Genomic DNA, 23,170 nt, shown 5'->3' with positions numbered 1-23,170 from the left:
CCGGCGTGCGCACGGTCGACGTGTCGATCGTGGTCGTCGGTGCGGTGTTGTACTCGATCGCCTGGCCGACACTGCCGATCACCCATCAGGTGTCGGTACCGTTGATGCCCATCGTCGGTGCACTTGCGGCCTTCCCGTTCGTGCTGATTCGAGTCAATCCCGCACTGGGGTGGGCGGTGTCGGCGCTGTCCGCGCTGGTGATTCCTCTGGCGTTCGATCGCACGCCGGACTACCACTATCCGTGGCAGGTGGTCCACATCCTCGTGCTGTTGGCATTGCTGTTCGCCGTCGCGCTGCGATCTCCGCCATCGGTACTGCTGTTGGCCTGGTTGGCGAGCATGCTGGTGTTCTTCGCGTACATGCCGGGCTCGGACGGAGTCGGTTGGTCGGTCGGTCTCACGGCGGTCGTCGTGTTCGGACTGTTGATCCGCTGGCTCGTCCTTTCTCGCAGGCAACTTGCCCATCAGGAGGAAGTCAGCGAACTCGAGCGCACCAAGCGCACGGTTCTCGAGGAGAAGGCGAAGATCGCCCGCGATCTGCACGACGTCGTCGCGCATCATATGTCGATGGTCGTCGTGCAGGCGCAGAGTGCCCAATATCGACTCGATGACGTATCCGATTCTGCAGCAGGAGAATTCGAGTCTATTGCTGCCACCGCACGGGAAGCGCTCAACGAGATCCGGGGAATGCTGGGGGTGCTCCGCAGCGACGGGCAGCAGTGGCAGGATGCTCCGGCACCGAATGCGCTCGATCTCGAACGAACCCTGCTTTCGAGCCGCAAGGCCGGCATGGATGTGCGGTGGACTGTCACCGGGCAGGTCGAATCCATCGCCGACACAACAGGTTTGGCATTGTACAGGATTCTGCAGGAGTCCTTGTCCAATGCTGCCCGGCACGCCCCCGACGCCGTGGTGACCGTCGATATCGCGGTGGGGCCGAGCACGGTTGTCATGACCGTGGTCAATGCTCCGGCACCGAGCGCGAGTGTCGGACGGGCCGCTGGAGCCGATACGGGTGGGCACGGGATAGCGGGTATGCGTGATAGGGCCCGCGCGGCGCAGGGCTGGTTGCATGCCGCGGCTCTGCCCGACGGCGGATTCGAGGTTGCGGTGCACGTTCCGAACGGCATGCCGAGTTCGACGGCACCGGTTGTTCGGAACGATCTCGCCTAGGCTGTCGCGCGTGGCTACCACGGTGTTCATCGCCGACGACCAAGCGATGGTGCGGCAGGGATTCGGTGCGCTTCTCGGTGCTCAGGCAGACATCTCGGTCGTCGGAGACGCCGACAACGGCAGGACCACGGTCAGCGAGGTCGCGCGGCTGCTGCCCGACGTGGTGCTGATGGACGTCCGGATGCCCGAGATGAACGGTCTCGATGCTGCTCGCGCCATCCTGTCTGCGTCTCTTCCGTCGCCGGTGCGCATTCTGATGTTGACGACATTCGATATCGACGACTACGTCTACGAGGCCCTGGCTCTGGGGGCGAGCGGTTTTTTGCTCAAGGATGCACCGGCCGAGGAACTGATTCGAGGTGTGCGTGTCGTCGCCGCAGGCGAGGCCTTGCTGGCACCGTCGGTGACCAGACGACTGATCGCGGACGTCACCGCCCGGCGCGGAGCGCGCCGCCGGACCTCGCCGCGTCTGAGCGAGCTGACTCCCCGTGAACGTGAGGTGCTCGAACTCATTGCCACCGGCATGTCCAACTCCGAGATCGCGGGCGCGCTCTTCCTGGCCGAACAGACCGTCAAAACTCATGTCGGCAAAGTCCTGGCCAAGCTCGGGCTGCGCGACCGTGCACAGGCTGTGGTGCTGGCCTACGAGAGCGGCGTCGTCACGCCCAAGTGAGCGCGGGCGGTACTCCACGCGCGCGACACACCACACCCCATTAGGCTGACGACCGTCAACGGGTCCACCTCACGGATCCGTCAGCAGAGAGGCGAGAATCGATGCGCATCGGAGTTCTGACCGGAGGCGGCGATTGCCCAGGGCTCAATGCGGTGATCCGTGCGGTCGTACGTACCGCCGACGCACGCTACGGCTCTTCGGTTGTCGGTTTCCTGGACGGTTGGCGCGGCCTCCTCGAGGATCGTCGGGTGCAGCTGCGCAACGATGACCGCAACGATCGTCTGCTCACCAAGGGCGGCACGATGCTCGGGACCGCCCGTACCAACCCTGATGTGTTGCGCGCCGGGCTCGATCGGGTGAAGCAGACCCTCGAGGACAACGGCATCGACGTGTTGATTCCCATCGGCGGCGAAGGGACCCTGACTGCTGCCGCCTGGTTGTCGGAAGAGGGCGTGCCCGTAGTGGGTGTCCCTAAGACCATCGACAACGACATCGATTGCACCGACGTCACATTCGGCTTCGACACCGCACTGACCATTGCTACCGACGCGATCGACCGTCTGCACAGCACTGCAGAATCCCATCAGCGAGTGATGCTGGTCGAGGTGATGGGTCGACACGCAGGGTGGATAGCTCTGCACGCCGGGTTGGCGTCGGGATCGCACATGACGCTCATTCCGGAGCAGCCGTTCGACGTGGAAGAAGTGTGCACCTTGGTGCGCAAGCGTTTTCAGCGCGGAGACTCGCACTTCATCTGCGTCGTCGCCGAGGGGGCGAAGCCGATGGAAGGCTCGATGGAACTCCTCGACGGTGGCATCGACGAGTTCGGTCACGTTCGGTTCACCGGGGTAGCTCACCAGCTCGGCGTCGAGATCGAGCGCCGCATCAACAAGGAAGTTCGTACCACCGTGCTGGGACACGTTCAGCGCGGCGGCACCCCTACGCCTTACGACCGTGTGCTCGCGACGCGATTCGGTGTCAACGCGACCGACGCTGCTCACGCCGGCAACTTCGGCAAGATGGTCTCTCTTCGAGGCACCGAGATCGGTTTGGTGTCCTTGGCCGAGGCGACCAAGCAGCTCAAGCGGGTGCCGCAGACCCGATACGACGACGCCGCTGCGTTCTTCGGCTGAACCTGCCCGTCACCGTCCACGGTGACGAGGTGCACGTGGTTGGTCGCGTGCGGACTGCAATGCATAAACTACCGACCATGACTGCTGCAACCGTCGATCTGATCGATTACGACGAGGTGCTCGCCACCTTCGACCCCGTGTTGGGCATGGAGGTCCACGTGGAGCTGGGTACGGCGACCAAGATGTTCTGCGGCTGCCCCACCGAGTTCGGGGCCGAGCCCAATACCCAGGTGTGCCCGGTGTGCCTGAGTCTTCCCGGCGCGCTTCCGGTGGTGAATTCCGCCGCAGTGGAATCTGCGATTCGGATCGGACTGGCGCTCAATTGCTCGATCACTCCCTGGGGTCGGTTCGCTCGTAAGAACTACTTCTACCCGGATCAGCCGAAGAACTATCAGATTTCGCAGTACGACGAGCCCATCGCCACCGAGGGATACCTCGATGTTCTGCTCGACGACGGCAGCACGTTCCGCGTCGAGATCGAGCGCGCTCACATGGAAGAGGACACCGGTAAGTCGACGCACGTCGGTGGGGCGACCGGTCGAATCGAGGGGGCGTCGCATTCGCTGCTCGATTACAACCGTGCCGGGGTGCCGTTGGTAGAAATCGTGACGAAGACGATCACGGGCACGGGAGCTCGTGCGCCCGAAGTCGCGCGCGCCTACGTCACCGCACTTCGAGATCTCCTGAAGTCGCTCAACGTATCCGATGTACGGATGGATCAGGGTTCGCTGCGCTGTGACGCCAACGTGTCACTGATGAAGAAGACGGCTACGGAATTCGGTACCCGAACGGAAACCAAGAACGTCAACTCTCTCAAGAGTGTCGAGGTAGCGGTCCGCTACGAAATGCGGCGTCAGGCAGCGGTTCTCGAAGCCGGCGGTGAGGTGATTCAGGAGACTCGGCACTTCCAGGAATCGGATGGCACCACGACCCCGGGGCGCAAGAAGGAGACTGCGGAGGACTATCGGTACTTCCCCGAGCCCGATCTCGCGCCCGTCGCTCCCGATGCGGAGTGGATCGAGGAGCTCCGATCGACCCTGCCCGAGCTGCCGTGGCTGCGACGTGGCCGGATTCAGAAGGACTGGGGTGTCTCCGACGAGGAAATGCGCGACCTGGTGAACTCCGGTGCGCTCGAGCTCGTCTCGGCAACGGTGGACGCGGGCGCGACGCCACAGGCCGCCCGGTCGTGGTGGGTGTCGTACCTGTCCCAGCAAGCCAACGTGGCCGGAGTCGAGCTGACCGATTTGTCGATCACCCCGGCGCAGGTGGCGGAGGTCGCGGCATTGGTCTCCGACGGCAAGCTCAACAACAACGGTGCCCGCCAGGTCGTCGACGGGGTGCTGGCCGGCGAAGGCGAGCCGGCCCAGGTGATGGCGGATCGTAATCTCGTGTTGGAGCGAGACGACACCAAGCTGCAGGCCGCCGTCGACGAGGCGCTCGCTGCCAATCCCGGTGTGGTGGAGAAGATCCGCAGCGGCAAGGTTCAGGCTGCCGGTGCCATCGTCGGCGCGGTGATGAAGGCCACCCGTGGCCAAGCCGACGCGGCCCGCGTGAAAGAGCTCGTACTCGAGGCGTGCGGCCAACCCTGATCGTGGCGGTGATCGACCGTGGCCGAGCGCTTCATGCGCTCGGCCACAGTCGTTTTTCTCGTTCTAGTCGACGCCGCCTCCGCCGCCGCCCGGGAACGGCACGCGGACCACGCGGTCGTCGGTGGGGCCGGCGGTCGGTCCGTTCTTGTTGACGGTACCCACCAGGATCTGTCCATCGGCCGAGCTCGTCGCACCGTTCAATTGGCCGTACCGGTCCTGAACGAGCAGCGTCGGTTCGGCCGAGACGGCCCCGGTGTCGGTGTCTGTACTCAACGCAGCAACAGCTTTCGCGTTCGTCAGGGCCACCGCCACTCCGCCGTTGCCTGCTGCGCATCCGGCGACGCCGGGGCGGTCGGGCCACGTCCATACCGGCGAGAACACTGCACCCAGCTTGTCGATGCGCTGCAGGCGGTCCTCGATGGCGGTGCGGTCGGTGACGTAGATGTTCCCGGTGCCGTCGGTGCACACATCACCTGCGGTCCCGATACCGCTCAGTGCAATCTGCGGACGCGGGGGATCGGCCGTCGGTGACAACGACGTCACCCGTAACAATTTTCCGGACAACGAGTCCGGGCTCGCGGCCGCGGCCGGGTCCCCGTTGTCACCGGTGAGTACGAGCAATTCGGTCGGTGTGTAGAAGTCGATCGACCCGCGATTGCCTGTCGCGCCGCGGGGAAGGCCGGTCAAGATGTTCTTGGGCACGTCGCCCGGTGCGAGCCGAACCACGCTGGTGTCCGAAGTCGTGGTGATGAGCGCGTAGAGCAGTCTGTCCTCGGCGTACGTCGGAGAGAGCGCAATGTCGAGAAGGCCTCCGTTGCCGCTGCCGTCCACGTCGATGCGGGCGAATTCGACCGGCGTGGTCCCGGCCGCGACCTCCATGATGCGTCCGGTTCGGCGCTCGGCGACGAGCGTGCTCTGTCCGTCGGGCAGCGCGACGAGGCCGCCGGTGACATCGAGACATGTCGCGATGACCGACGGGTCCGGATCGACGCAGGGGCCCGACGGCGGGGGTGGTGCATTCGGATCCGACGGAGGCGGTGTCTCGCTGGGGGTCGTGGGTTGCAACTCGGCGGCACCGACCTCGGGTGCAGGGGTGAACGGTGACGAATTCGAGTCGTCGAAGCGGGCGCATCCGGCAAGTAATGCGGCCGTCATCGAGAGTGCGAGAACAGCGGTAGTGGCACTTCGAGGTGGCGCTCCGACCGGCTTCATGCTTCGAACGGTACGGAACGTCGGGGAAGACTCGCCACGCGGCTGCGAGCGGCAACGTCGGTGAGGAGCGCACATCGGCTCTACTGTGGAGAGGTGACCGATACACCGCGCGACCCCAACCGGCCGGATCCGTCGTACGAACCGGCCGAGAGCCCGTACGACAATCCCACGGAGAAGATTCCACCCTCGCGCTCCACCTCCGAGACTTCGGCGTCCGACCGCACCGATGCCTCGGGTGCGCCGACCACGGCGTTCGGCGCTCAGCGCTCGGACCGACTACCGCGAACCGACGACGAACTCGACTTTCCCCAGTCGTCCTCGTCCGACGCGCGCTCGTCCGATGCCCGCTCGTCCGATGCCCGCTCGTCCGATGCCCGCTTGTCCGATTCGCAGCCGACCGAGAAGATGCAGACCTACCGGCCGTCGGCCTTCGCCGATTCGTCGACCGATCGCCCGTCGGCGTCGGACAACACGTCGTCGAGTGCGTATTCCGATCGATCCACCGAGTACCTCGGCACCAGCGCCGCGGCAACGCCTGCGGCCGCTACCGCCGAGCCCGAGATTCGTACCGAGACCGTCGAAGTTCCCGCGAAACGCGGCAGCACCGACCTCGGTCTGTTCGTACTTCGCGTGACCATCGGCGCGGTGTTTCTCGGTCATGGACTGCAGAAACTCGTCGGACTGTGGGACGGCCCCGGCCTCGACGGATTCCAGGGTCTGCTCGAGAGTTCGGGATTCCGCTACTCGGAAATCCTTGCGATCGCAGCTGCGGCCGGCGAAACTCTCGGTGGAGCGCTGCTCATCCTGGGTCTGGCTACGCCACTTGCAGGTGCCGCCGTGTTGGCCACGATCATCAACGCCTGGTGCTTCAAGCAGGCCGTCGAGCCCGGATTGCAGTTTTCCGGTACCGGCGGCGTCGAGTACGAGACAGTTCTCGGCTTCGCCGCAGCCGCGATCATCCTCACCGGACCGGGGCGCATCGCATTCGACGGCCGACGTGGGTGGGCCACCCGTCCGCGGATCGGTTCGTTCCTCGCGCTCGTCGTCGGAATCGCTGCTGGCGTGTGCATCTGGATCTTCCTGAACGGGGCCAACCCCGTCGTCCGCTGACTCCACCCGCATCCGACCATGTGAGCGGAACCTCGTAGCAGGCTACGAGGTTCCGCTCACGTGGTCAGGGGACGTATCGGACGGCACCCTTGTCCGCCGACGTCGCCAGTGCCGCATACGCGCGCAGGGCGGTGGTGACCGTGCGCTGGCGGTCGACCGGCTGCCAGGGTCGCTCGGACGCGTTCATCTTCGCGCGGCGCGTCTCGAGGGTCTCGTCATCGACGAGGATCTCGAGGGTGCGGGTGGCGACATCGATCCGCACCTGATCACCGTTCTCGACGAGTCCGATGACTCCACCGGCCGCGGCCTCGGGAGAAATGTGACCGATCGACAGGCCCGAGGTGCCGCCGGAGAACCGTCCGTCGGTGATCAGCGCGCAGACCTTGCCGAGGCCGGCACCCTTGAGAAACGCCGTCGGATGCAGCATCTCCTGCATTCCCGGTCCGCCCTTGGGTCCTTCGTAGCGCACGACCAGCACGTCGCCGGGTTGGATCTTCTTCTGCAGGATGGCCGAGACGGCTTCTTCCTGAGATTCGACGACCAGGGCCGGGCCCTGGAACGAGAACAGATCCTCGTCGATGCCTGCGGTCTTGAGAATTGCGCCGTCGAGGGCGATGTTGCCGCGCAGCACCACCAGACCACCTTCGACGGTGTAGGCGTGTTCGAGATCGCGGATGCAGCCGCCGGCGGCATCGGTGTCGAGTGAGGACCAGCGGTTGCTCGTCGAGAACGGCTCGACCGTGCGGACGCCGCCAGGAGCTGCGTGGAAGAGCTCGAGCGCTTCCCCGGACGCCGCCCCGGATCGGATGTCCCAGGTGTCGAGCCACTCGTCGAAATTCTTGGTATGGACGGTGGAGACATCGGTTTCGAGCAGATTCGCACGCCGCAGTTCTCCGAGCAGTGCAGGAATTCCGCCCGCTCGGTGCACGTCTTCCATGTGGTAGTCGGAGTTGGGAGAGACCTTGGCCAGGCACGGCACCTTGCGGCTGATCGCGTCGATGGTGTCGAGGTCGAAGTCGACCTCGCCCTCCTGCGCGGCGGCGAGGGTGTGCAGCACCGTGTTGGTGGATCCGCCCATCGCCACGTCCAGTGCCATCGCGTTGCGGAAGGCCGCGGGGGTGGCGATGTTGCGGGGAAGTACCGACTCGTCCTCGTCCCGGTAGTACTTCAGAGCCGCGTCGACGATGGTGGTGCCGGCGCGCGTGAACAGTGCGCGTCGGGCCTCGTGGGTGGCCAGAGTGGAGCCGTTGCCGGGCAATGCCAGGCCGAGCGCTTCGGTGAGACAGTTCATCGAGTTGGCGGTGAACATCCCCGAGCACGATCCGCACGTGGGGCACGCGCTGCGCTCGACCTCGTCGAGGCCTTCCTCGGACACGGCGTCGTTGGCGCTGGCGGAAATTGCGGTGATCAGGTCGGTCGGTGCCTGGGCGACGCCGCCGACGACGACGGCTTTGCCCGCCTCCATCGGCCCGCCCGAAACGAAGACCGCCGGGATGTTCAGGCGCATCGCGGCGTTCAGCATGCCAGGAGTGATCTTGTCGCAGTTCGAGATGCACACCAACGCGTCGGCGGTATGGGCGTTGGCCATGTACTCGACGGAATCGGCGATGATCTCGCGGCTGGGCAGCGAGTACAGCATGCCGCCGTGGCCCATGGCGATGCCGTCGTCGACGGCGATGGTGTGGAACTCACGAGGCACTCCACCGGCCGCGCGGACGGCGTCGGCGACGATCTCGCCGACGTTCTTCAGGTGCACGTGGCCCGGTACGAACTGGGTGTACGAATTCGCGATGGCGACGATTGGTTTACCGAAATCCGAGTCGGTCATTCCGGTGGCGCGCCACAGCGAGCGTGCGCCCGCGGCGTTGCGTCCGACTGTGGTGACCCGTGAGCGTAGCGGCGGCATGTGCGTAATCCTCGTTCGTGGCAGCGGTTTCTCGCGTCGACGAGATTACTCGCCGGCGACTACTGCTCCTTCGGTGCCTGCTCGCCGTCGTTCCCGAGGCCGTTGTCCTCGCGACCGAGCTGGTCCGCCTCGAGGTCGTCGGCTTCCGCTCGGGCGGCTTCCTCTGCCGCCGCCGCAGCGGCGTAGGGGTCGGTGATGCGGCCCCCGCTGGCCGCAGCGAGTTGGGGGAGTAGATCGAACCGCACCAGGGGCAGCGACTTCTCGCTCTTGTCGGTCAGGACCACCCGTGCCCACCGGCGATCCGGAAAGTGCAGACCCGTCACCGACTCCCACGCGATCACATCCGAACCCACGAACCGTCGAGCCGTGATGGCCTCGGGAGTGACGACAGTGCGCACTCGAAAGACCCAGATGCATGCGACGACCGGCAGGATCAGCAGCCATCCCATCGCAACAGGCCAGCTGGCGGCTGTCAGCCCCGTACCGAACAGCAGTAGTCCCACGCCGAGGAGCGCGAGGCGCGGGACTCGAATGACCTGCCCGCTCGGTGGTGGCGCTCCCTCGGCACCGTTCGGTGACTCGGGGCCAGTGTGGGATGATGGCCGAGGTGGTTCGGACTGCTGCGGAGACGACACCCATTCATCTTCGCATTGCATCTACGCGATCTCACATAATGGGATTGCGTCGTGACGAGTTTGACTCTTCCCTGTGCGCGCGCCTACCGTCGAGCGCGTGAAGCGGAATTGGATACTCGTAATCGGCCGGCGCGTCAACGCCTGAGCCGGTTGTTCAAACTCGCATCGACGCGCCACCCTCGTACAGCATCCGCTGACGGGGGTTTTTTCTTGCCCAGAGATCGCCCAGCACTTTCACTTTCCTGAGGATGCAATCAGTGAGCGCACCAACTGCACGCCCGGGGCCCACGACTCGTAAGTCGGGGCCGGCCGCAAGCCCGTCGACCAGCAGCCCGTCCGCAGAAGCGGCGACCAACGGATCGCGACGTCACGTCGCGCCCGAGAAGGTCACCGGCGCGCAGTCGGTCGTTCGAGCCCTCGAAGAACTCGACGTCGACACCGTATTCGGCATTCCCGGTGGCGCTGTTCTGCCGGTCTACGACCCGCTCTTCGACTCGGAGAAGGTGCGCCACATTCTGGTGCGCCACGAGCAGGGTGCCGGCCACGCCGCGACCGGCTACGCCCAGGCGACCGGCAAGGTCGGCGTGTGCATGGCGACGTCCGGCCCCGGCGCGACCAATCTCGTGACCCCGCTTGCCGACGCCCAGATGGATTCGGTTCCCGTCGTCGCGATCACCGGTCAGGTCGCCCGCAGCCTCATCGGGACCGACGGCTTCCAGGAAGCCGACATCTCCGGCATCACGATGCCCATCACCAAGCACAACTTCCTCATCACCGATGGTGCCGACATTCCGCGCATCATGGCCGAGGCGTTCTACATCGCTGCCTCGGGTCGCCCCGGTGCCGTGCTCGTCGACATCCCGAAGGATGTTCTGCAGGCACCGACCACGTTCTCCTGGCCGCCGGAGATGCGGCTGCCCGGGTACCGCCCGGTCACCAAGCCACACGGCAAGCAGGTCCGTGAAGCAGCCCGCTACATCGCCGACGCCACGCAACCGGTGCTGTACGTCGGCGGCGGCGTCATCAAGGCCGACGCCTCTGCGGAACTGCTCGAGCTGGCCGAACTGACGGGCATTCCGGTCGTCACCACCCTGATGGCCCGCGGCGCGTTCCCCGACTCGCACGATCTGAACCTCGGAATGCCGGGTATGCACGGCACCGTTGCCGCCGTGGCTGCGCTGCAGCGCAGTGATCTGCTGATCACGCTCGGTGCCCGGTTCGACGACCGCGTCACCGGCCAACTCTCGACGTTCGCGCCGAACGCCAAGGTCATCCACGCCGACATCGACCCGGCCGAGATCGGGAAGAACCGCTACGCGGACGTGCCGATCGTCGGCGACTGCCGTGAGGTCATCACCGAGCTCATCGAGGCGCTTCGGGCGGACCGGGCGACCGGAACCACGCTGAACCTCGAGCAGTGGTGGGTCTACCTGAACGGCATCCGCAAGACCTACCCACTGAGCTACGACCGGCCGGCCGACGGTTCCATGTCGCCGGAGTTCGTCATCTCCTCGGTCGGCAAGTTCGCCGGACCCGACGCGATCTACTGCGCCGGCGTCGGTCAGCACCAGATGTGGGCCGCGCAGTTCATCAACTACGAGAAGCCGCGTACCTGGCTCAACTCGGGCGGCCTCGGCACGATGGGGTACGCGGTTCCGGCCGCGATGGGTGCCAAGAGGGGCCTTCCCGATGCCGAGGTGTGGGCCATCGACGGCGACGGCTGCTTCCAGATGACCAATCAGGAACTCGCCACCTGCGCGGTGGAGGGTATCCCGATCAAGGTTGCGCTCATCAACAACGGCAACCTGGGCATGGTTCGACAGTGGCAGACCCTGTTCTACGAAGAGCGCTACTCGAACACCAACCTCGGTACCCACGGTGCCGTCCGGATCCCGGACTTCGTCAAGCTGGCCGAGGCGCTGGGCTGTGTCGGATTGCGATGCGAACGTGAAGAGGACGTCGATGCGGTGATCGCTCAGGCACGAGCGATCAACGATCGGCCTGTCGTCATCGACTTCATCGTCGGTGCCGACGCGCAGGTGTGGCCGATGGTGGCAGCCGGTACCGGAAACGACGAGATCATGGCCGCACGCGGGATTCGTCCGCTGTTCGACGAGGACGAGATCGTGGGCAACGAGCCCGGAATCGACGAGGCAATGGAACGCGAGCAGGCGCCGCACCCGCAGAACAACGACGTGAAAGGCACCGACCTGTGAGCACGAGCCATACCCTCAGCGTTCTCGTCGAGGACAAGCCAGGTGTGCTGGCCCGCGTCGCTGCGTTGTTCTCGCGCCGCGGCTTCAACATCTCCTCGCTCGCCGTCGGCGGCACGGAGATTCCCGATATCTCGCGCATGACGATCGTGGTGACCGTCGACGAGTTCCCGCTCGAGCAGGTGACCAAGCAGCTCAACAAGCTCATCAATGTCATCAAGATCGTCGAGCAGGACGACGATTCTTCGGTGGCTCGAGAGTTGGTCCTGATCAAGGTCCGCGCCGACGCCAGCGTACGGAGCGAGGTCATCGAGACGGTGAATCTCTTCCGCGCCAAGGTCATCGACGTCTCGCCCGAGGCAGTCACGGTCGAGGCCACGGGCACCCGCTCGAAGCTCGACGCCTTGCTGAAGATGTTGGACCCCTATGGAATTCGAGAAATAGTTCAGTCGGGAGTCGTTGCCGTCGGACGTGGACCGAAATCGATCACTGCGTCGCGATAGCGGCCCCGGTGACGAACAGACGTAAAACCCAAGAGGAAAGGTAACAACCAGTGGCAGTCGAGATGTTCTACGACGACGATGCTGATTTGTCGATCATCCAGGGCCGCAAGGTCGCTGTGATCGGCTACGGAAGCCAGGGCCACGCGCACTCGCTGAGCCTGCGCGACTCCGGCGTCGATGTACGCATCGGCCTGGCGGCAGGCTCGAAGTCCCGCGCCAAGGCGGAGGAGCAGGGCCTGAAGGTGGGCACGCCCGCAGAGGTGTCCGAATGGGCCGACGTGATCATGGTGCTCGCACCCGACACCGCTCAGGCCAAGATCTTCTCCGAGGAGATCGAGCCCAACCTGAAGGACGGCGACGCGCTGTTCTTCGGCCACGGCCTCAACATCCACTTCGACCTGATCGAGGCTCCGGAGTTCGTCACCGTCGGCATGGTCGCACCCAAGGGCCCCGGCCACCTCGTGCGTCGCCAGTTCGTCGACGGCAAGGGCGTTCCCGCCCTCATCGCCATCGACCAGGACCCCAAGGGCGAGGGCCAGGCGCTCGCACTGTCGTGGGCCAAGGGCATCGGCGGCACCCGCGCAGGCGTCATCAAGACCACGTTCAAGGAAGAGACCGAGACCGACCTGTTCGGTGAGCAGGCCGTGCTGTGCGGCGGCACCGAGGAGCTCGTCAAGACGGGCTTCGAGGTCATGGTCGAGGCCGGCTACGCCCCCGAGATGGCGTACTTCGAGGTGCTGCACGAGCTCAAGCTGATCGTCGATCTCATGTACGAGGGCGGCATCGCTCGCATGAACTACTCGGTGTCCGACACCGCGGAGTTCGGTGGCTACCTTTCGGGACCTCGCGTCATCGACGCCGGTACCAAGGAGCGCATGAAGGCCATTCTGGCCGACATCCAGTCGGGTGAATTCACCCGTCGTCTGGTCGCCAACGTCGAGAACGGCAACACCGAGCTCGAAGGCCTGCGCAAGGCCAACGCCGAGCACCCCATCGAGGTCACCGGCAAGAAATTGCGCGACTTGATGAGCTGGGTCGATCGCCCGATCACCGAAACGGCATGATTCTCGTCGAATCACGTACGCGCGCAATTTGATCGAAGGGCACCGCTACATAGGTGGCGGTGCCCTTCGGTGCGTGCCCGACGGTGGCGTCGCAGCTCGACGTCGCCGACAACTAAACTGCTTCTGCTGCATCTGCTCCGAATATTCACCGTCAACAGTCTCGAACCGACTTAGGGAGTTCTTCACGTGAGCCAGCCAGGCCGTCCTGTCGTTCTGATCGCCGACAAACTTGCGCAGTCCACCGTCGAGGCACTGGGCGACGGCGTCGAGGTCCGTTGGGTCGACGGCCCGGATCGTCCCGCCCTGCTCGCCGCGGTTCCCGAGGCCGACGCGATCCTCGTCCGTTCCGCGACCACGGTCGACGCCGAGGTGCTCGCTGCCGGGACCAATCTCAAGATCGTGGCCAGGGCCGGAGTCGGCCTGGACAACGTCGACGTTCCCGCAGCCACCGAGCGCGGTGTTCTCGTCGTCAACGCACCGACCTCCAACATTCACACCGCCGCCGAGCATGCGGTGACGCTGCTGCTGTCGGCCGCGCGCCAGATCCCCGCGGCCGATGCCACGCTGCGTCAGCACGAGTGGAAGCGCAGCAAGTTCAACGGTGTGGAGATCTTCGGCAAGACGGTCGGCGTCGTCGGACTGGGCCGCATCGGTCAGCTGTTCGCGCAGCGTCTCGCCGCATTCGAGACCCACATCATCGCCTACGACCCCTACGTCTCGGCTGCGCGGGCCGCCCAGCTCGGCATCGAATTGGTGAGTCTGGACGAGCTCCTCGAGCGCGCCGACATGTTCTCCGTTCATCTGCCGAAGACCCCGGAGACCAAGGGAATCATCGGCAAGGAAGCCTTGGCCAAGACCAAGCCGGGCGTCATCGTCGTCAACGCCGCTCGTGGTGGCCTGGTGGACGAGCAGGCCCTGGCCGACGCCATCACCAGTGGCCATGTCTTCGCCGCCGGAATAGACGTCTACGCCTCCGAGCCGTGCACCGACAGCCCCCTTTTCGAGCTGCCCCAGGTTGTCGTCACACCGCACCTCGGCGCGTCGACCACCGAGGCCCAGGACCGCGCGGGCACCGATGTGGCCAAGTCCGTGTTGCTCGCTCTCGCAGGGGAATTCGTGCCCGACGCGGTCAACGTCAAGGGTGGCGCCGTGGGCGAAGAGGTATCGCCGTGGCTCGAGATCGTGCGCAAGCAGGGCGTGCTTCTCGGCGCTCTGTCCACCGAACTTCCCACGTCGCTGTCGGTCGACGTACGCGGCGAACTCGCTGCCGAGGACGTCGAGATCCTCAAGCTCTCGGCGTTGCGGGGTCTGTTCTCCGCCGTCATCGACGACGCGGTGACATTCGTCAACGCGCCGTCTCTCGCGGAGGAGCGAGGTGTCACTGCCGAGGTCACCACTGCATCCGAGAGCGAGAACCACCGCAGCGTGGTCGACATCCGCGCCGTCTACGGCGATGGTTCGGTACTCAACGTGGCGGGCACTCTGACCGGGCCCACGCAGGTCGAGAAGATCGTCAACATCAACGGTCGCAACTTCGACCTCCGTGCCGAGGGCAAGAACCTCATCGTCAACTACGCGGATCAGCCCGGCAGTCTCGGCCGGATCGGCACGCTGCTCGGTGATGCCGGCATCGACATCCAGGCCGCGGCATTGAGCCAGGACTCCGAGGGCGACGGTGCAACGATTCTGCTGCGCGTCGACAAGGACGTTCCGGAGGAATTGAGCGCGAGCATCGCCGGCGCGGTCGGCGCCTCCACCATCGAACTGGTCGACCTGTCCTGAGCATCGCTCGCAGTCGATCGAACGAAGTCCAAGAATCACGAGGAGTGAGATGAAGCTGGCCGTCATCGCCGGGGACGGAATCGGGCCCGAGGTCGTTGCCGAGGCGCTAGCCGTGCTCGACGTGGTCGCGCCCGGTACCGAGAAGACCGAATACGACCTGGGTGCGCGTCGTTACAACACCACCGGGGAGTTGCTGCCGGACTCGGTGTTGGCAGAACTGCGGGAGCACGACGCAATCCTGTTGGGAGCCATCGGAGACCCGTCGGTACCCAGTGGTGTGCTCGAACGCGGGCTGCTGCTGCGCGCTCGATTCGCGCTCGATCACCACATCAATCTGCGGCCGGCCAAGTTGTACCCCGGCGTGGTCGGCCCGTTGGCCGGTGACAAGCAGATCGACGTCGTCGTCGTCCGCGAAGGCACCGAGGGTCCGTATACCGGCAACGGCGGAGCACTGCGCGTCGGTACACCGCACGAGGTGGCCACCGAGGTCAGCGTCAACACTCGCTACGGCGTGGAACGCGTAGTGCGCAACGGTTTCGAGCGAGCCCTCGGCCGCAGGAAGCATCTGACGTTGTTGCACAAGACCAACGTGTTGACCTTCGCGGGCAGCCTGTGGGCCCGTACGGTCGAGGCAGTGTCGGCAGAATTCCCGGACGTCGAGGTCGCGTATCAGCACATCGACGCCGCGATGATTCACCTCGTCACCGACCCCGGCCGATTCGACGTGATCGTCACCGACAATCTGTTCGGCGACATCGTGACCGACCTCTCGGCTGCAGTCACCGGCGGAATCGGTTTGGCTGCAAGTGGAAACATCGACGCCACCGGCGCGAACCCCAGTATGTTCGAGCCGGTTCACGGCAGCGCACCGGATATCGCCGGTCAGCAGAAGGCGGACCCGACGGCCGCGATTCTGTCGGTGTCACTGCTACTGGCACATCTGGGCGACGACGCGAACGCTGCACGGGTCGAGGCGGCCGTCGCAGAGGACCTCGCAGAGCGTGGAACCACCATCGCGTCGACGAAAGAGGTCGGCGCACGAATCGCCGCTCGCCTGTAACTCCACCAGAACGAAATGCCACGGTAGGGCTGTCGGCCCACCGTGGCATTTCGTGTATTCGGCCATACCCGCAGTGCTGGATCAGCCGGTGCCGGCGGACTTCTCGTCGGGATGATCGGGACGTGGGTCGTCGGGGACGATCGGCACGGACAGTGCAGGGAACAGTGCAGACACCAGGAATGCGATCGGGAAACTGATCGCCGCGATCGCCCCGAACACCGGCGGCACAGCCGAGGCGAAGACGTACTGACTCGTGTTCTGTACCCCGAGGGCACGTCCGCTCCAATACGGTCCGGAAATCTCGGCGACAGCGGTGAACGCGAGACCGTTCGGGGCAACGGTGGCAATGGACGCGACGACGAGGAAGACGATCGCAGCAGGGGAGTCGTACCAGTCGGTGACGGCAAGTCCGATCATGCTGGCTGCAGCTGTCACGGCGACCCAACGAAGGGGCTTCATGCGGCTGCCGACGCGATCGGACAGGGCACCCACGCTCATCCGGCCGAGCGCGCCGAGAATCTGGGTCACCGTGACCAGGATTCCTGCCGCCGCGGCGGTCCAACCTCGGTCGGTCATCAGCCAGACGAGCGCGAACGTCCACACCACGTACTGCGGCACAACCAACAGGATCGACGTGGCGTGGATTCGCCACAGTTGCCTACTGCCGCGGTACGGATTGTCGAGCAACCCCTGCGCCGCGGCGTCGACCCGGTTCGGGCGCGGGGGGTCGACGACCGCCAGACACAGGAGTGCGGCTGCCGCACACACCGCGGCGGGTACGAGCAGAGCCGTTCCGACGCCGTGATCTCGGGCGATGGGCGGAATGCTCAGTGCGGCAACGGCAACGCCCAACGGAACCGACATCTGCCTGATTCCCATCGCGAGCCCTCGGCGATGCGGCGGAAACCAACCCACCACGACTCGTCCGCTCGCGCTGTTCGCACTGGCGGCTGCCATACCGCCGATCAGCAGAAAGACGGCCAGGACCGGAACGGATGTGGAGATCACCGCGGCGACACTCGCGACCGAGGTGAGCCCGAGACCGATCACCAGAACGAGCCGTTCACCGATGCGGTCGACGAGCACGCCCCATGCGATGAGCGTCAGCATGATGCCGACGGTGGGCATGGCGACGACGAAGCCTGCTGCCGCCAGACTCAGTCCCCGGTCGTCGTGCAGTGACGGGATGAGAAAGGCGGCACCGTTGATGAAGACGGCACCTGCAGTCTGCGCAAGCATTCCGAGTACGAGCATGAACCAACGTCGTGTCTCGCCGAGGTCGGCCAACTGCTCGGTGGTGCTCACCGCTTGCTCCGTTCTCACTATGTGAAACAGCTTTCTTGAAATATGGAACTCCAGCAAGACATTACACCGGCGAAGGATCGACGGATCGGACGGCGTCGACGTGCGCAGATCGGCGGTCGATAGACTTCCGGCATGCGTCTCGGTCGAATTGCAAGTCCTGATGGTGTGGCATTCGTGAGTATCGAAGGTGACGGTGACTCGCAGACTGCGAAAGAAATCGCCGAACATCCTTTCGGCACACCCACGTTCACCGGTCGGTCGTGGCCCCTGGCCGACGTACGGCTGCTCGCGCCCATTCTTGCCAGCAAGGTCATCGCCATCGGCAAGAACTACGCCGCTCACGCTGCCGAGATGGGCGGTGAGGCACCGAAGGAGCCCGTGATCTTCATCAAGCCGAACACCTCCATCGTCGGACCGGGTGCGGCCATCGTGCTACCCCCGTCGTCGAACGAAGTGCACTACGAAGGGGAACTCGCGATCGTGATCGGTCGTCCGTGCAAGGACGTACCGGCATCGAAGGCGTACGAGGTGGTACTCGGCTACACCGTCGCCAACGACGTCTCGGCCCGCGATCACCAGAAGGACGACGGACAGTGGACTCGCGCGAAGGGGCACGACACGTTCTGCCCGTTGGGCCCATGGATCGAGACCTCTCTCGACCCCTCCGATCTCGAGATCAAGACCGAGGTCGACGGCGTCGTCAAGCAACGCAGTCGCACTTCGCTTCTGCTGCACAATATTCCGAAAATCATCGAGTGGGTGTCCGCGGTGATGACGCTGCTCCCCGGCGACGTCATCCTCACCGGAACTCCCGAGGGAGTCGGACCGATCACCGACGGTGACAGCGTGTCGATCACCGTCGAGGGAATCGGAACCCTCACCAACCCCGTCGCAGCGAAGAAGTAGGGCAACGATGACCACTCCAGCAGACGTACGAGTTCGTTTCTGCCCGTCTCCCACCGGAACTCCGCACGTCGGTCTGATCCGAACAGCGCTGTTCAACTGGGCGTTCGCCCGGCACCACGGTGGCACGTTCGTCTTCCGCATCGAGGATACCGACGCCGCACGTGACTCCGAGGAGTCCTACGCGGCCCTGCTCGACGCATTGCGCTGGCTCGGCCTGGACTGGGACGAGGGCCCCGAGGTGGGCGGACCCTACGAGCCGTATCGCCAATCCTTGCGACGCGACCAGCACGTGGCCGTGGTTCAGCAACTGCTCGAGGCGGGGGAGGCCTACGAATCGTTCTCCACACCCGAGGAAGTCGAAGCTCGGCACAAGGCCGCCGGTCGCGACCCCAAGCTCGGTTACGACAACTTCGACCGCGACCTGACGCCGGAGCAGCGACAGGGCTTTCTGGACGAGGGGCGCGGTGCCGTCGTGCGCCTGCGCATGCCCGATCACGATCTGAGCTGGAACGACCTCGTGCGCGGTGAGACCACGTTCAAGGCCGGAACGGTGCCGGACTTCGCCCTGACGAGAGGCAACGGAGTTCCGTTGTACACGTTGGTCAATCCCGTCGACGACGCCCTGATGAAGATCACTCACGTGCTGCGCGGCGAGGACCTGCTGTCGTCGACCCCTCGTCAGCTCGCGCTCTACGAAGCGCTGATCCGAATCGGCGTGGCCGATCGGACTCCGGAATTCGGGCATCTACCGTTCGTCATGGGGCAGGGCAACAAGAAGCTCTCCAAGCGTGATCCGGAAGCAGATCTCTTCATTCACCGCGATCGGGGGTTCGTCCCGGAGGGGCTGCTGAACTACCTCGCACTGCTCGGGTGGGGGATCTCGGACGACCACGATGTCTTCTCGCTCGACGAGATGGTGGCGGCCTTCGACATCTCGTCCGTCAATTCCAACCCTGCGCGCTTCGACCAGAAGAAGGCGGACGCGATCAACGCCGAGCACATCAGGATGTTGGCTGCAGACGACTTCGCGGCCCGCCTACGCGAATTCCTGGTTGCTCGAGGGCATCTCACCGAGCCGGTCGACGAGAAAATGTTCGCTGTCGCAGCGGATCTGGTGCAAACGCGCATCGTCGTGCTGTCGGACGCGTGGGGACTGCTGAAGTTCTTATTCGTCGACGAGGCGGACTTCGAGATCGACCCCGCCGCGGCGGCCAAGAATCTCGGCGCAGACGCGGCACCCGTCCTCGACGCCACTATTGCGGCACTGACCGCAGTGCCGGACTGGTCGACGGCCGAGCTGGAAGTCGCCCTCAAGGACGCGTTGATCGAGAAGCTGGAACTCAAGCCCCGCAAGGCTTTCGCTCCGGTTCGTGTAGGAGTTACAGGGTCGCACATCAGTCCGCCGCTGTACGAGTCCATGGAACTGCTCGGCCGTGACAGGACTCTCGCCCGCCTGGCGGCCGCACGTACCAGTATCGCGTGACGGCGGTGTGCCGCCGGCCGTCCAGGTCGGTCGGAGATCTCCACGCATGAGCGTCGCCGATCGACTGGACCGGCTGCAGCGCAGGCGTCCGGCTCTCGGATTTCCCATCGCAGTGGTCTACAAGTTCGTCGACGACCAGGGTGGCTATCTCGCTGCGCTGATCACCTATTACGCGTTCGTCTCACTCTTTCCGGCGCTGCTGCTGTTGTCCGTGGTGCTGGGCATCGTGTTGATGGGCAACCCGGATCTGCAGCAGCAGATCCTGAACTCCGCGCTCGGTCAGATTCCGGCGATCGGGGACGAGCTGGGGCGGCCCGATCGCATCGGTGGCGGCGCGGTCGGCCTGACGGTGGGTATCCTCGGGTCGCTCTACGGCGGGCTCGGTGTGTCCGTAGCACTGCAGAACGCGATGAACACCGCGTGGGCGGTGCCCAAGAACCTCCGGCCCGATCCCATTCGCGCCCGAGTGCGCGGATTGGGTTTGCTGAGCACGGTAGGGCTTGCTGTCCTGGCGATCACCGCACTCAATGTGCTCAGTGCCGCAGGCTATCTCGGCCTGGAATCCGGTTTCGTCGTGTTCGTGGCCGGAACGCTGCTGTACGTCGGAGTTTTCGTCGTTGCGTTCCGGCTTGCAACAGTGCGTCCGGTATCGATCGGACAGGTGTTTCCGGGAGCTCTTGTGGCCGGTCTGACGTGGCAGCTGTTGCAAACATTCGGCAGCGTGTACGTGAAGTACATCGCCGGGAATGCGAGTGTGACGAACGGTGTGTTCGCGGTCGTGTTGGGGCTGCTGGCTTTTCTGTACGTGACCTCGATATCGATAGTGATCTGCATCGAGATCAACGTCGTTCGTGTCGATCGGTTGTTTCCACGCGCCCTTCTGGGCCCGTTCACCGACGACGTGGAACTGACCGAAGGCGACAAACTCACCTACACAGGACAGGCAGAAGCGCAACGGAGTACGGCATTCGAGGAGATCGACGTGACGTTCGAAGATCCACCGAGCGCTCAGTCGGAATCGAGCCCCGAACCGGAATCCAGCCCCGGACCGGACGCCGAAGCGCCGTAGAAGCGGCCGATTCTCGTCTCCATCGGAAAACGGACGGCCGTGTCGCCGAACAACAATCGAGTGGCCGACACCGCCGCCGCCGCATCGACGGCTTCCGATATTCGAACCGCATCGGCCGTCCGGCAGTGGACCACCACCTCGTCGTGTTGAAAGAACACGAGTTCGGCTCCGGTCGTGCTCTCGACCCGCCCGCGCAGATCGGCCAACAAACACAACGCCCATTCTGCGGCAGTGGCCTGAACCACGAAGTTGCGGGTGAACCGCCCCCGCGCGCGTGCATCACCACTGGACCACCATTGTGCCGAGGGTGGTGGGCAGGCTCGTCCCAACCACGACTCGACCACCTCGCCCCGTTCGCCGGCGCGCGCGGCTTCTTCCACGAGCGCCACCGCACCGGGGAATCTGGCCCTCAGGCGCGCCAACAGGCCGCGAGCCTCACCCGAGGTCGCGCCGTAGAGCACGCCGAGAACGGCGACCTTTGCTTTGCCCCGATCGCCCTCGAACGACTCCGCGGCCACCGGTGCGTACAGATCCGCGGTACCGGCAGCGGCCACCATACGTGGGTCGCCGGACATCGCCGCGAGAATTCGAGGTTCGAGTTGACCGGCATCGGCGGCGACGAACGTGTATCCCGGGTCGGCAATGACGCTCGCGCGTAACGGTTTCGGAATCTGTAGACCACCTCCGCCGCGACTTGCCCACCGGCCGGAGACGACGGCACCGGGAACATAGACCGGACGAAATCGGTCGCCCCGCACCCACGAGTCGAGCCATGTCCACCCATTCGTACTGTGCAATTTCGAGAGATCGCGATGGCGCAGCAGCAGGGGGACTGCAGGGTGGTCGATCTCACGCAGGACATGTGCGCGAGTCGATGTGAGTTCGATTCCGGAGCGTGCGAACGCAGCCACCACCTCCACCGGAGACGACGGATTGACGCGCCTGCCGAACGCCGAGGAGATGTCGTTCTCGAGTTCTACCAGCGCCGGTGGGAGAGAAGCGTCGACCGGACGGGGCCCGAGCATCGTCTCGAGGTGACGTCGATGCGCGGCTGCCGAGAACGGTAGTCCGTCATGGGTCATCTCCGCGGCGGCCAGACCTCCGGCCGATTCGGCCGCGGTCAGTAGCTGCAGGGCGCGGTTTGCTCCGATCTCCTGCAACTGCCGCCGATACTCGGTGAGCACTGCAGCGGGGTCGGAGTGCGGGTTCGCATCGAACAATCCCGGGCGCAGGTCTGCGGGAACCGACGCGGCAGCAGCGGTTGCGGTTCGCACCTCGAGAAACGCGCGCACCAGTGCCAGGTCGTGACATCGGCGTACGCGTACCCCGCGTTCGAGCAGCCGTGGGTAGATCCGGCTGGTGTCCTCCCACACCCATCTGGGCCGTTCGGCCGCCTCCAGGTCCGCGACTGCCCCCGCCGGATCCTCGACGATCACAGGAGCGCCGACGGTGGCGTAGGCATCGTCGAGATACGTCAGTACCGCGTGCTCGCCGTGCGGAACGAGCACTACCTTCATCGGGCTCTGCGGTGTGTGCGAACGGTCACGGAGGTCAAGTCTGCTGCATGTGCGAGAGGGGCTGCGATGCGGACTCGGAGGATCGGGTGCCGGACGCCCGCCGAACGCGGTCGGCGTTGCTCGCGAGTGCGGTTTCGGAGGCCCTGAGCAGCCGATTTGGAGAATGGGTATGGACCTTTGATAGTCTCTATCCCGGCTCGAAACGCAGTGCATACCGATGGTGGTGAGCATCTCGGCTCGAGAGCTTTGGGGTATGGTGTAATTGGCAACACAGCGGTTTCTGGTACCGCCATTCTAGGTTCGAGTCCTGGTACCCCAGCGAGCAGGTTATCGGCGATTTTGTCGCCGGTGCCGAGACAGTTAAGCTGACTCGGCACTTACAAGCTTGAAACAATGCAGGTGAAGTTCCTGGCCCCGTCGTCTAGCGGCCTAGGACGCCGCCCTCTCAAGGCGGTAGCGCGGGTTCGAATCCCGTCGGGGCTACAACCAGAACACCCTCTCGATCCCCGGATCGAGAGGGTGTTCGTCGTTTCAGGCCGTTGTTCACACGCTCTTGCGACGAAACATCTTCTGATGGTCGGCCGGTCCGTGGGTGCTGTTGACCTTCGGTCCACCGTCTTTGTGATCGACGGAATTGTGGGCTTTGCTGTTCTTCTGTTCCAGAACCTCTCGGAACTTCTTCTTCAGTTCTTCGTTGTCGGATTCGGGCATGGGTGACTCCTCGCAATCGACGACCGGCCGGTTGTCAGCGGTCACGTAATTCCCCAGGCTTGAGGGGTTGTCCGTCACCTAATTCCTCACCCGCTGTCACGTAATTCCCCACCCTGGGGCGTGTCGG

General features: G+C 64.8%; 19 protein-coding genes and 2 tRNA genes. 15 read left to right on the top strand and 6 right to left on the bottom strand.

The window, feature by feature from the left end; translation table 11 throughout:
- The first annotated feature begins 5 nt into the window (after positions 1-5).
- The 4 genes from ACIGGF_RS09565 (at position 6) to gatB (ending at position 4,567) form a co-directional block, all read left to right on the top strand.
- Entirely contained in the window at positions 6-1,172 is a 1,167-nt protein-coding gene (locus ACIGGF_RS09565) for a sensor histidine kinase (protein WP_397521125.1), read from the top strand.
- 10 nt (positions 1,173-1,182) lie between these two features.
- Positions 1,183-1,845, top strand: a complete 663-nt coding sequence (locus tag ACIGGF_RS09560) for a response regulator (RefSeq protein ID WP_397521124.1) — start codon at positions 1,183-1,185, stop codon at positions 1,843-1,845.
- A gap of 101 nt (positions 1,846-1,946) precedes the next feature.
- Positions 1,947-2,978: an ATP-dependent 6-phosphofructokinase gene (locus ACIGGF_RS09555; RefSeq protein ID WP_397521123.1), complete on the top strand. Its 1,032-nt coding sequence runs from the start codon at positions 1,947-1,949 to the stop codon at positions 2,976-2,978.
- 77 nt (positions 2,979-3,055) lie between these two features.
- A complete protein-coding gene (gatB, locus tag ACIGGF_RS09550; RefSeq protein ID WP_397521122.1) occupies positions 3,056-4,567 on the top strand; it encodes an Asp-tRNA(Asn)/Glu-tRNA(Gln) amidotransferase subunit GatB in 1,512 nt (503 codons plus the stop codon).
- Positions 4,568-4,630: 63 nt separating this feature from the next.
- Here the strand turns inward: gatB and ACIGGF_RS09545 are convergent, their stop codons facing one another.
- Positions 4,631-5,779, bottom strand: coding sequence for a PQQ-dependent sugar dehydrogenase (locus ACIGGF_RS09545; RefSeq protein ID WP_397521121.1), 1,149 nt, complete (start codon positions 5,777-5,779; stop codon positions 4,631-4,633).
- 93 nt (positions 5,780-5,872) lie between these two features.
- Between ACIGGF_RS09545 and ACIGGF_RS09540 the strand changes: the two genes are divergently transcribed.
- Complete coding sequence (locus ACIGGF_RS09540) at positions 5,873-6,889, top strand: DoxX family protein (RefSeq protein ID WP_397521120.1); 1,017 nt, start codon at positions 5,873-5,875, stop codon at positions 6,887-6,889.
- 64 nt (positions 6,890-6,953) lie between these two features.
- Here the strand turns inward: ACIGGF_RS09540 and ilvD are convergent, their stop codons facing one another.
- Together ilvD and ACIGGF_RS09530 are read right to left on the bottom strand one after the other, a co-directional pair.
- Complete coding sequence (ilvD, locus tag ACIGGF_RS09535; protein WP_397521119.1) at positions 6,954-8,795, bottom strand: dihydroxy-acid dehydratase; 1,842 nt, start codon at positions 8,793-8,795, stop codon at positions 6,954-6,956.
- 59 nt (positions 8,796-8,854) lie between these two features.
- Complete coding sequence (locus ACIGGF_RS09530) at positions 8,855-9,244, bottom strand: PH domain-containing protein (protein WP_397521118.1); 390 nt, start codon at positions 9,242-9,244, stop codon at positions 8,855-8,857.
- Positions 9,245-9,687: 443 nt separating this feature from the next.
- On the opposite strand from ACIGGF_RS09530, the gene ACIGGF_RS09525 reads away from it, so the two are divergent.
- From ACIGGF_RS09525 to ACIGGF_RS09505, 5 genes are all read left to right on the top strand, one after another.
- Entirely contained in the window at positions 9,688-11,646 is a 1,959-nt protein-coding gene (locus tag ACIGGF_RS09525) for an acetolactate synthase large subunit (protein WP_397521117.1), read from the top strand.
- Positions 11,643-12,146 carry an acetolactate synthase small subunit gene (ilvN, locus tag ACIGGF_RS09520; RefSeq protein WP_008717436.1) on the top strand — a complete coding sequence of 168 codons (504 nt, stop codon included), beginning with the start codon at positions 11,643-11,645 and terminating at the stop codon, positions 12,144-12,146. Before ACIGGF_RS09525 ends, ilvN begins: the two co-directional genes overlap by 4 nt.
- A 62-nt stretch (positions 12,147-12,208) precedes the next feature.
- Positions 12,209-13,210, top strand: a complete 1,002-nt coding sequence (ilvC, locus tag ACIGGF_RS09515) for a ketol-acid reductoisomerase (protein WP_397521259.1) — start codon at positions 12,209-12,211, stop codon at positions 13,208-13,210.
- A gap of 186 nt (positions 13,211-13,396) precedes the next feature.
- The gene (gene serA / locus ACIGGF_RS09510; RefSeq protein ID WP_397521116.1) at positions 13,397-14,992 is read left to right on the top strand and encodes a phosphoglycerate dehydrogenase; all 1,596 of its coding nucleotides are present in this window, start codon (positions 13,397-13,399) and stop codon (positions 14,990-14,992) included.
- Between the two features lie 49 nt (positions 14,993-15,041).
- A complete protein-coding gene (locus ACIGGF_RS09505) occupies positions 15,042-16,052 on the top strand; it encodes a 3-isopropylmalate dehydrogenase (protein ID WP_397521115.1) in 1,011 nt (336 codons plus the stop codon).
- Between the two features lie 81 nt (positions 16,053-16,133).
- Here ACIGGF_RS09505 and ACIGGF_RS09500 read toward each other — a convergent pair whose 3' ends face one another.
- Positions 16,134-17,357 carry an MFS transporter gene (locus ACIGGF_RS09500; protein ID WP_397521114.1) on the bottom strand — a complete coding sequence of 408 codons (1,224 nt, stop codon included), beginning with the start codon at positions 17,355-17,357 and terminating at the stop codon, positions 16,134-16,136.
- Between the two features lie 132 nt (positions 17,358-17,489).
- Between ACIGGF_RS09500 and ACIGGF_RS09495 the strand changes: the two genes are divergently transcribed.
- Genes ACIGGF_RS09495 through ACIGGF_RS09485 form a run of 3 tightly spaced genes read left to right on the top strand, consistent with a single transcriptional unit; the run spans position 17,490 to position 20,815 of the window.
- A complete protein-coding gene (locus ACIGGF_RS09495) occupies positions 17,490-18,263 on the top strand; it encodes a fumarylacetoacetate hydrolase family protein (RefSeq protein WP_397521113.1) in 774 nt (257 codons plus the stop codon).
- 7 nt (positions 18,264-18,270) lie between these two features.
- Positions 18,271-19,746 (top strand): glutamate--tRNA ligase, encoded by a 1,476-nt coding sequence (gene gltX, locus ACIGGF_RS09490; protein WP_397521112.1) that lies wholly within the window; start codon positions 18,271-18,273, stop codon positions 19,744-19,746.
- Positions 19,747-19,792: 46 nt separating this feature from the next.
- Entirely contained in the window at positions 19,793-20,815 is a 1,023-nt protein-coding gene (locus tag ACIGGF_RS09485) for a YihY/virulence factor BrkB family protein (protein ID WP_397521111.1), read from the top strand.
- Here the strand turns inward: ACIGGF_RS09485 and ACIGGF_RS09480 are convergent.
- Positions 20,755-22,332, bottom strand: coding sequence for a bifunctional 3'-5' exonuclease/DNA polymerase (locus tag ACIGGF_RS09480; RefSeq protein WP_397521110.1), 1,578 nt, complete (start codon positions 22,330-22,332; stop codon positions 20,755-20,757). The two genes, ACIGGF_RS09485 and ACIGGF_RS09480, sit on opposite strands and share 61 nt — an antisense overlap.
- A gap of 247 nt (positions 22,333-22,579) precedes the next feature.
- On the opposite strand from ACIGGF_RS09480, the gene ACIGGF_RS09475 reads away from it, so the two are divergent.
- Together ACIGGF_RS09475 and ACIGGF_RS09470 are read left to right on the top strand one after the other, a co-directional pair.
- Positions 22,580-22,651, top strand: a tRNA-Gln gene (locus tag ACIGGF_RS09475).
- A gap of 91 nt (positions 22,652-22,742) precedes the next feature.
- Positions 22,743-22,815 (top strand) — tRNA-Glu (locus ACIGGF_RS09470).
- A 60-nt stretch (positions 22,816-22,875) separates the two neighbouring features.
- On the opposite strand, the gene ACIGGF_RS09465 is transcribed toward ACIGGF_RS09470, so the two are convergent.
- Positions 22,876-23,043 carry a DUF5302 domain-containing protein gene (locus ACIGGF_RS09465; RefSeq protein WP_397521109.1) on the bottom strand — a complete coding sequence of 56 codons (168 nt, stop codon included), beginning with the start codon at positions 23,041-23,043 and terminating at the stop codon, positions 22,876-22,878.
- Positions 23,044-23,170 lie beyond the last annotated feature (127 nt).

The sequence above is a fragment of the Rhodococcus sp. NPDC078407 genome (assembly GCF_044542515.1).
Taxonomy (GTDB): domain Bacteria; phylum Actinomycetota; class Actinomycetes; order Mycobacteriales; family Mycobacteriaceae; genus Rhodococcoides.
Note: the sequence above shows the minus strand (reverse complement) of the source record. Positions and strands in the feature narration are given on the sequence as shown.

Bases quoted from the DNA above. Each gene is read 5' to 3' on its own strand.
- ACIGGF_RS09555 (WP_397521123.1), top strand. From the start codon at position 1,947: ATGCGCATCGGAGTTCTGACCGGAGGCGGCGATTGCCCAGGGCTCAAT.
- gatB (WP_397521122.1), top strand. From the start codon at position 3,056: ATGACTGCTGCAACCGTCGATCTGATCGATTACGACGAGGTGCTCGCC.
- ACIGGF_RS09545 (WP_397521121.1), bottom strand. From the start codon at position 5,779: ATGAAGCCGGTCGGAGCGCCACCTCGAAGTGCCACTACCGCTGTTCTC.
- ilvD (WP_397521119.1), bottom strand. From the start codon at position 8,795: ATGCCGCCGCTACGCTCACGGGTCACCACAGTCGGACGCAACGCCGCG.
- ACIGGF_RS09530 (WP_397521118.1), bottom strand. From the start codon at position 9,244: ATGGGATGGCTGCTGATCCTGCCGGTCGTCGCATGCATCTGGGTCTTT.
- ilvC (WP_397521259.1), top strand. From the start codon at position 12,209: ATGTTCTACGACGACGATGCTGATTTGTCGATCATCCAGGGCCGCAAG.
- ACIGGF_RS09505 (WP_397521115.1), top strand. From the start codon at position 15,042: ATGAAGCTGGCCGTCATCGCCGGGGACGGAATCGGGCCCGAGGTCGTT.
- ACIGGF_RS09495 (WP_397521113.1), top strand. From the start codon at position 17,490: ATGCGTCTCGGTCGAATTGCAAGTCCTGATGGTGTGGCATTCGTGAGT.
- gltX (WP_397521112.1), top strand. From the start codon at position 18,271: ATGACCACTCCAGCAGACGTACGAGTTCGTTTCTGCCCGTCTCCCACC.
- ACIGGF_RS09485 (WP_397521111.1), top strand. From the start codon at position 19,793: ATGAGCGTCGCCGATCGACTGGACCGGCTGCAGCGCAGGCGTCCGGCT.
- ACIGGF_RS09480 (WP_397521110.1), bottom strand. From the start codon at position 22,332: ATGAAGGTAGTGCTCGTTCCGCACGGCGAGCACGCGGTACTGACGTAT.
- ACIGGF_RS09465 (WP_397521109.1), bottom strand. From the start codon at position 23,043: ATGCCCGAATCCGACAACGAAGAACTGAAGAAGAAGTTCCGAGAGGTT.